This is a genomic window from Longimicrobium sp. (assembly GCA_036389795.1).
Classification (GTDB): Bacteria; Gemmatimonadota; Gemmatimonadetes; order Longimicrobiales; family Longimicrobiaceae; genus Longimicrobium.
In genome coordinates, this window is sequence record DASVWD010000147.1 from 1 (window position 1) to 9,331 (window position 9,331).

The 9,331-nt window shown below is 76.1% G+C and carries 2 protein-coding genes; both read left to right on the forward strand.

The genetic code is table 11. The annotated features are described in order from the left end of the window. Positions 1-629: condensation domain-containing protein (locus tag VF746_20260; GenBank protein HEX8694771.1), on the forward strand; the 629-nt coding region annotated here is incomplete at its 5' end. Between the two features lie 261 nt (positions 630-890). Then, positions 891-9,331: amino acid adenylation domain-containing protein (locus VF746_20265; GenBank protein HEX8694772.1), on the forward strand; the 8,441-nt coding region annotated here is incomplete at its 3' end.

Genomic DNA, 9,331 nt, shown 5'->3' on the forward strand with positions numbered 1-9,331 from the left:
AGCGGGTGCTGGTGGACGTGGAGGGGCACGGCCGCGAGGAGGTCCTGGAGGGGATCGACCTGTCGCGGACGGTGGGGTGGTTCACCACCCTCTACCCGGTGCTCCTGGACCTGCGCGGCCACCCCGGCGAGGGCGAGGCGCTGAAGGCGGTGAAGGAGCAGCTGCGCGCGGTCCCCAACCGCGGGATCGGCCACGGCGCGCTGCGCTGGCTGAGCCCGCGCGCCGAGGTGCGCGAGGCGCTCGCCGTGCTCCCGCGGGCGCGGGTCCGCTTCGAGTACCTGGGCCAGTTCGACGGGAGCGCGGGCGAGGAGGGCTTCTTCGCCCTCGCCCCCGAGTCGGCGGGGCCGAACGTGGACCCGCGGACGGAGCGCGGTCATCTCCTGGCGCTCACCGGCTCGGTGCTGGGCGGCCGCCTCGAGGTCACCTGGCAGTACAGCGCGGGGGTGCACCGGCGCGAGACGGTGGAAGCGCTGGCGCGCGACTACGTCGCGGAGCTGCGGGCGCTGATCGCCCACTGCACGTCGGAGGAGGCGGGCGGCTACACCCCCTCGGACTTCCCGCTCGCCGACATCGACCAGTCCACGCTGGCGCTACTCGAGGCCCAGCTCCTGGCCGAGGAAGGCGCCTAGCGCCGTCCCCCGCGGGATCGGCGGATCTCCACCGCCGATCCCCGTCCCGGTCACGATCCCGACCCGATCCCCGACCCGATCCCGATCCTCGATCCCCGATCCCCCGGCGCCTTCCGCCCCCTCCTCGGGCGCGCGGAGCGGCCCGGGACGCGGGGGGTGCCGCCGGACGCGCGGCCCCCCGCCGACGGTCCTTCCCGAGCACGTCCACCCGACCCTCGTCCTCACGCCCGGGCCACGCGCGCCCGACCACATCGTGTTCCGATGAGCAAGCAAGCCCTGATCGGCGACATCTATCCGCTCAGCCCCATGCAGCAGGGGCTGCTCTTCCACACGCTCTACGAGCCGGGGAGCGGCGAATACGTCGGGCAGTCCCGGTTCGGGCTGCGCGGGGCGCTGGACGTGGAGGCGCTGCGGCGGGCCTGGCAGGGGGTGCTGGACCGGCACCCGGTCCTCCGGACGGGCTTCACCTGGGAAGGGGTCCCCGAGCCGCTGCAGGTGGTGCGCCGCGCGGTGGAGCTGCCGCTCGTGGTGGAGGACTGGCGCGGCGTGGACGCGGACGAGCAGGACCGGCGCATGGAGGAGTTCCTGCGCGAGGACCGCGCCCGGGGCTTCGACCCGGCCCGCGCCCCCCTGATGCGGCTGACGCTCTTCCGCACCGGCGACGCCGCCTGGCGGCTGGTGTGGACGCACCACCACCTGGCGCTGGACGGGTGGAGCCTCCCCCTGGTCTTCCGCGACCTGGTGGCGCTCTACGACGCCTGCACGGCGGGGCGCGAGCCGTCGCTCCCGCCGGCGCGGCCGTACCGGGACTACATCGCCTGGCTCAAGCGGCAGGACCTGGGGCGGGCGGAGCGGTACTGGCGCCGGACGCTGGAGGGCTTCCGCGCCCCCACCCCGCTGGGCGTCGAGCGGCCGCCGGCCGGGCGCGAGGAGGGGTACGGGCGCCGCGACCTGCGGCTGGGGCGCGAGGTGACCGGCGCGCTGCAGGCGTACGCCCGCCGCCACGGGCTGACCGTCAACACGCTGGTGCAGGGGGCGTGGGCGCTGCACCTCTCCCGCTCGAGCGGCGAGCCGGAGGTGGTGTTCGGGGCCACCGTCTCCGGGCGGCCGGCCGAGCTGGCGGGGGTGGAGGAGATGGTGGGGCTCTTCATCAACACGCTGCCGGTGCGCGTGCGGGTGGGCGAGGACGAGCGGGTGGTGGACTGGCTGCGGCGGCTGCAGGCCCAGCAGGCGGAGCTGCGCGAGTACGAGTACTCCCCGCTGGCGCAGGTGCAGCGCTGGAGCGAGGTGCCGGCCGGCACCCCGCTCTTCGAGAGCATCCTGGTCTTCGCCAACTATCCCGCGGGCGGTGTCCTGGGCGAGGGGGAGGAGGCCGTCGAGGTCGAGCGCGAGGGCGTCGTCGAGCAGGCGAACTACCCGCTGACGGTGAGCGCGACGGTGGGCGCGGAGGTGCTCGTCCGCATCGAGCACGACGGCGCCCGCGCGACCGCGGCTTCCGTGGACCGGGTGCTGGCGCGGCTGGAGACGGCGCTCCGGGCGATGACGGCCGACCCGGAAGCGCGCCTGTCGGAGCTGGAGCTGCTCTCGGACGACGAGCGGCGGCGGGTGGTGGAGGAGTGGAACGCCACGGACCGGCCCTCCCAGCGCGGGCGCTGCGTGCAGGAGCTGTTCGAGGCGCAGGTGGAGCGCACGCCGGAGGCGGCCGCCGTGGTCCACGACGGCGGCGTCCTCACCTACCGCGAGCTGGACGAGCGGGCGAACCGGCTGGCGCGCCACCTCCGGCGCCTGGGCGTGAGGCCGGAGGCGGTGGTGGCGATCTGCCTGGAGCGCTCGGCCGAGCTGGTGGCGGCGATGCTGGCCGTGCTCAAGGCCGGCGGGGCGTACCTCCCGCTCGACCCGGCGTATCCCCGCGAGCGGCTGCTGGGGGTGCTGGAGGACTCCGGCGCGCGGGTGCTGCTCACCACCGCCGCGCTGCGCGAGCGCCTGGAGGAGGGCGTGCGGGGCGCCGTCGTCTGCCTGGACGCCGACGCGCCGACAATCGCGGCCGAGTCCGGCCTCCGCCCGGCGGGCGCGGCCGGGCCGGGGAACCTGGCGTACGTCATCTACACCTCCGGCTCCACCGGCCGTCCCAAGGGCGTGGCCGTGGAGCACGGGAGCGTGTCCGGGTACGCGGCGGAGATGGCGCGGCTGCTGGGGCTGGGCGAGGGGGAGCGGGTGCTCCAGTTCGCCTCCCCCGGCTTCGACGTCGTGGTCGAAGAGGTGTTCCCGGCGCTGGTGAGCGGCGCGGCGGTGGTGGCGAGCGGCGCGGACCTGCTGGAGCCGGCGGAGCTGGCGCGGGTGATCGAGGAAACCTCCGTCAGCGTGGTCGAGCTGCCCACGGCCTACTGGCACGAGTGGGTGCGCACGCTCGCGGAAGACGGCGAGCCGCTCCCGTCCACCCTGCGGCTCGTGCTGATGGGGGGCGAGCGGGTGCTCCCGGAGCGGCTCCGCGCCTGGCGGGAGACCGGGTGCGAGCTGGTCCACGTCTTCGGGCTGACGGAGACGACGGTCACCACCAGCATCCACCGCCTGGCCGCCGGCGAGGACGCGGGCGGGGGCGAGCTGCCGATCGGGCGGCCGATCGCCAACCAGCGCGTCTACGTGCTGGACGCGGGGATGCGGCCGGTGCCCGTGGGCTCGCCGGGGGAGATGTACATCGGCGGCGAGGGGGTGGCGCGCGGCTACCTGGGGCGCGCCGCGCTGACGGCCGCGCGCTTCGTCCCCGACCCCTTCCGCGGCGAGGGCGCGCGGCTGTACCGGACGGGCGACCGGGTGCGCTGGCGCGCGGACGGCGCGCTGGAGTTCCTGGGGCGCGCCGACCTGCAGGTGAAGGTGCGCGGCTACCGCGTCGAGCCGGGGGAGATCGAGAGCGTGCTCGCCGGCCACCCCGACGTGGGCGAGGCCGTCGTCGTGGCGCGCGAGGACGCGCCCGGCGACCGGCGGCTGGCGGCGTACGTGGTGGCGCGCGACGGGATCCGGCCGGAGCCGGGCGCGCTGCGCGCGCACCTCTCCGCGCGCCTCCCCGACCACATGGTGCCGGCGGCGTTCGTGGTGCTGGACCGCCTCCCGCTCACCCCCAACGGCAAGGTGGACCGCCGCGCCCTCCCCGCGCCCGGACACGACGCGTCGCTGGACGACGCCTACGTGGCGCCGCGCACGCCGACGGAGGAGGTGCTGGCGGGGATCTGGGCCGAGGTGCTGCGGCTGGAGCGGGTGGGGGTGCACGACGACTTCTTCCAGCTGGGCGGCGACTCCATCCTCACCATCCAGATCGTCTCCCGCGCGCGGAAGGCGGGGCTCAGGCTGACGCCGCGCCAGCTCTTCGAGGAGGCGACCGTCGCCGCCCTGGCCCAGGTGGTGGAGTCGGCCGCGCCGGGCGAGGCGCCGCCGCTCCCGGCGCCGGCGGACGCGGCGGCGCGCGGGGCGCTCCTGGCCGCGCTCCCCGCCGAGTTGGCGGCCGATGCCGAGGACGCGTACCCGCTGAGCCCCCTGCAGGAGGGGATGCTCTTCCACACGCTCTACGAGCCGGGGAGCGGCGTCTACGTGGGGCAGCTGCGCTTCGAGCTGCGGGGCGAGCTGGACGTGGAGGCGTTCCGGCGCGCCTGGCGGGGCGTGCTGGGGCGGCACGCGGCGCTGCGCACCAGCTACCTGTGGGAGGACGGCGGCCAGCCGCTCCAGGTGGTGCGCCGGGAGGTGGAGCCGCCGCTGCAGGAGGAGGACTGGCGCGGGATGGACCCGGCCGCGCGCGAGGAGCGGCTGGCCGCGTACCTGGAAAAGAACCGGGCCCGGGGCTTCGATCCCGGCCGCGCGCCGCTCCTGCGCCTGGCGCTCTTCCGCACGGAGGACGACGCGTGGCGGCTGGTGTGGAGCTTCCACCAGATGGTGCTGGACGGCTGGAGCCTGCCGCTGGTGTTCCGCGACGTGATGGCCCTGTACCAGGCCCACGCCGCGGGGCGCGAGCCCGCGCTCCCGCCGCCCGTCCCGTACCGCCGCTACGCCGACTGGCTCGGGCGCCAGGACCTGGAGCGGGCCGAGCGCTGGTGGCGGCGCGAGCTGGCCGGCTTCACCGCGCCGACGTCGCTCGCGGTCGAGACCGCCGCCGGCCCTCCCGGGCGCTACCGGCGCGCCGAGCGGCTCCTGGACGAGGAGCGGACGGCCGCGCTCCAGGCGTTCGCGGGCCGGCACGGGCTGACGGTGAACACGCTGGTGCAGGGCGCCTGGGCGCTGCTGGTCTCCCGCTACGGCGGGGAGAGCGACGTGGTGTTCGGGACCACCGTCTCGGGGCGCCCGGCGGAGCTGCCGGACGTCGAGGAGATCGTGGGGATGTTCATCAACACCCTCCCCCTGCGGGCGAAGGTGGAGGAACGGCGTCCGGCGGTGGAGTGGCTCCGCGAGCTGCAGGCGCGCCAGGTGGAGATGCGCGAGTACGAGTACACCCCGCTGGCGCAGGTGCAGCGCTGGAGCGAGGTCCCCGCCGGCACGCCGCTCTTCGACAGCATCGTCGTCTTCAACAACTACCCGCCCCTGGGCCCCGGCGACGACGGCGAGCAGCGGCTGCGGGTGGCCGTGGAGGGCGAGGTGGAGCAGGCGAGCAGGCTGCTGATCCTGAGCGTCATCGCCGGGCGCGAGCTGGCGCTGCGGGTGGAGTTCGACGGCGGCCGGGTGGCGGAGGACGCGGCGGAGCGGCTGTGCGGCCACGTGGAGACGCTCCTGCTGGGGCTGGCCGCCCGTCCCGACGCCCGTCTGGCGGACATCGAGCTGCTGGACGAGGCGGAGCGGCGGCGGGTGGTGCAGGAGTGGAACGCCACGGAGCGTCCCTCCCCGCGCGGCCGCTGCGTGCACGAGCTCTTCGAGCGGCAGGTCGCCCGCACGCGCGGCGCGCCCGCGGTCGTGTACGACGGCGGGGTCCTCACCTACCGCGAGCTGAACGCGCGGGCCAACCGGCTGGCGCGCTACCTCCGGCGCCTCGGCGTCGGCACGGAGGTCGTCGTCGCGATCTGCCTGGAGCGCTCGCCGGAGCTGATCGTGGCGATGCTGGCGGTGCTCAAGGCGGGCGGGGCCTTCCTGCCGCTCGATCCCGCGTATCCCCGCGAGCGGCTGCTGGACCTGCTGGAGGATTCCGGCGCCCGCGTGCTGCTGACGGACACGGCGCTCCACGAGCGGCTGGAGGGCGCGGCCCCCCGGCGCACGGCGGTGGTGTGCCTGGACGAGAAGCGGGAGTCGATCGCGCGCCGCCCGGCGTGGAATCCGCACGGCCGCGCCGGCGCCCGCAACCTGGCGTACGTCATCTACACCTCCGGCTCCACCGGCCGTCCCAAGGGCGTCGGGGTGGAGCACGGGAGCGTGTCGGGCTACGCGGTGGAGATGGCGCGGCTGCTGGAGCTCGGCGAAGGGGAGCGGGTGCTCCAGTTCGCCTCGCCCGGCTTCGACGTGGTGATCGAGGAGGTGTTCCCCGCGCTGGTGAGCGGCGCGGCCGTCGTCGTGAGCAACGCGGAGCTGCTGGAGCCGGCGGAGCTGGCGCGGGTGGTGGACGAGACGTCGGTGAGCGTGATGGAGCTGCCGACCGCCTACTGGCACGAGTGGGTGCGCACGCTCTCCGAGGACGGGCTGCGGCCGCCTGCGACGCTGCGCCGGGTGCTGATGGGAGGCGAGCGGGTGCTCCCGGAGCGGCTGCGCGCGTGGCGGGAGACCGGCTGCGAGCTGGTCCACGTCTTCGGGCTGACGGAGACGACGGTCACCACCAGCATCCACCGCCTCGGCGCCGGCGAGGACGCGGGCGGGGGCGAGCTGCCGATCGGCCGCCCGATCGCCAACCAGCGCGTCTACGTGCTGGACGCGGGGCTGCGGCCGGTGCCCGTGGGCGTTCCCGGGGAGATGTACATCGGCGGCGAGGGGGTGGCGCGCGGCTACCTGGGGCGGCGCGCGCTGACGGCGCAGCGCTTCGTCCCCGACCCGTTCTCCGCCGCTCGCGGCGCGCGGCTGTACCGGACGGGCGACCGGGTGCGCTGGCGCGCGGACGGCGCGCTGGAGTTCCTGGGGCGCGCCGACGAGCAGGTGAAGGTGCGCGGCTACCGCATCGAGCCGGGGGAGATCGAGAGCGCGCTGGGCGAGCACCCCGCCGTGGGCGACGCGGTGGTGGTGGCGCGCGAGGACGCGCCGGGGCAGAAGCGGCTGGTGGCGTACGTGGTGGCGCGCGACGGCACCCGGCCGGAGCCGGCCGCACTGCGCGCGCACCTCTCCGGGCGGCTCCCCGAGTACATGGTGCCGGGCGCGATCGTGGTCATGGACCGCCTTCCGCTCACGCCGAACGGGAAGGTGGACCGCCGCGCGCTCCCCGCGCCCGAGCACGACCCGTCGCGCGAAGATCTCTACGTCGCGCCGCGCACGCAGGCCGAGGAAGCGCTCGCCGAGGTCTGGCGCGAGGTGCTGGGCGCCCCGCGCGTGGGGGTGCACGACGACTTCTTCGGGCTGGGCGGCGACTCCATCCTCAGCATCCAGATCGTCGCGCGGGCGCGGCGCGCGGGGTTGAAGATCACCCCGCGGCAGCTCTTCGAGCACCCCACCGTCGCCGAGCTGGCGGCCGTGGCCGGCGTGGAGGGCGGCGCGTCCGAGGCGGAGCAGGGGATCGTCCAGGGGCCGGTGGAGCTGACGCCGATCCAGCGCGGCTTCTTCGCCGAGCTGCCCCCCGAGCCGCACCACTGGAACCTGTCGGTGCTCTTCGAGGTCCGCGGCCGGCTGGACGCCTCCGTGCTGGAGCGGGCGGTGGCGCGGGTGGCCGCGCACCACGACGCGCTCCGCATGCGCTTCCGGCGCGAGGACGGCGAGTGGCGGCAGGAGAACGCGGGCCTCGACGGGCGCCGGTGGACGGCGTGCGTCGACCTCTCCGCGCTCGGCGAGGCGGAGCAGCGGCGCGAGGTGGAGCGCGAGGCGGCGCGCCTGCAGAAGAGCCTCTCGCTGGAGGAGGGGCGGCTGCTGCGCGCGGTGGCGTTCGACCGCGGGGAGGGGCGCAGCGGGCGGCTGCTGATCGTGGTGCACCACCTGGTGATGGACGGCGTCTCGTGGCGGCTGCTGCTGGAAGACCTGCAGCAGGCGTACGAGCCGCTGGCGCGGGGCGAGCGGCCGGCGCTCCCGCCCAAGACCACCTCGTTCCGGCGCTGGGCCGCCCGGCTGGCCGAGCACGTCGCCGCCGGCGGCTTCGAGGACGAGCTCCCCTACTGGCTGGCCGACGAGCGCCGGGGCGTCCGCCCCCTCCCCGAGGACTTCCCCGGCGGGGCCAACACCGGCCTCCACGGGCGCAGCGTCTCCGCCCAGCTGGAGGAGGAGGAGACCCGCCGGCTCCTGCAGGAGGTGCCGCGCGCCTACCGGACGCAGATCAACGACGTGCTGCTGGCGGCGCTGGCGCGGGTGCTGGGGCGCTGGGCGGGGGAGGAGCGGGTGCTGGTGGACGTGGAGGGGCACGGCCGCGAGGAGGTCCTGGAGGGGATCGACCTGTCGCGGACGGTGGGGTGGTTCACCACCCTCTACCCGGTGCTCCTGGACCTGCGCGGCCGCCCGGGCGAGGGCGAGGCGCTCAAGGCGGTCAAGGAGCAGCTGCGCGCGGTCCCCAACCGCGGGATCGGCCACGGCGCGCTGCGCTGGCTGAGCCCGCGCCCCGAGGTGCGCGAGGCGCTGGCGGCGCTCCCGCGGGCGCGGGTCCGCTTCGAGTACATGGGGCAGTTCGACGGCGCCCTGGGCGAGGAGGGGCTCTTCGCCATCGCCCCCGAGTCGGCCGGGGCGGACACGGACGCGCGGGCGGACCGCGGCCACCTGCTGGTGCTCGGCGGCGCCGTGATGGGCGGGCGGCTGGGCCTCACCTGGCAGTACAGCGCGGGGGTGCACCGGCGCGAGACGGTGGAGGCGCTGGCGCGCGAGTACGTGGCCGAGCTCCGGGCGCTCATCGCCCACTGCACGTCGGAGGGGGCCGGCGGGCGCACCCCGTCCGACTTCCCCCTGGCGCGGGCGACGCAGGACGAGGTGGACCGCCTGGTGGGGAGCGGCCGCGAGGTGGAGGACCTCTACCGCCTCAGCCCCATGCAGGAGGGGATGCTCTTCCACACCCTGTACGAGCCCGGGAGCGGCGTGTACGTGGCGCAGTTCTGCTTCGAGCTGCGCGGGCCGCTGGACGTGGACGCCTTCCGCCGCGCCTGGCGCGGCGTGGTGCGGCGGCACGTGGTGCTGCGCACCGGCTTCGCCTGGGAGGAGGTGCGCGAGCCGCTGCAGGTGGTGCGCCGGCGGGTGGAGCCGCCGCTCCTGAGCGAGGACTGGCGCGGCGTGGACGCGGACGCGCACGCCCGGCGCATGGAGGAGTTCCTGCGCGAGGACCGCGCGCGCGGCTTCGACCCGGCGGCGCCGCCCCTCCTGCGCCTGGCGCTCTTCCGCACCGGCGAGGAGGCGCACCGGTTCGTCCTCTCGCTGCACATGATGGTGCTGGACGGGTGGAGCGTGGCGACCCTCTTCCACGACGTGCTGGCGCTCTACGACGCCCACGTGGCGGGGCGCGAGCCGGCGCTCCCGCCGGCCCGGCCGTACCGCGCGTACATCGCCTGGCTGGGCCGCCAGGACCTGGCGGAGGCCGAGCGCTGGTGGCGGCGCGAGCTGGCGGGCTTCGACTCGCCCACCGAGCT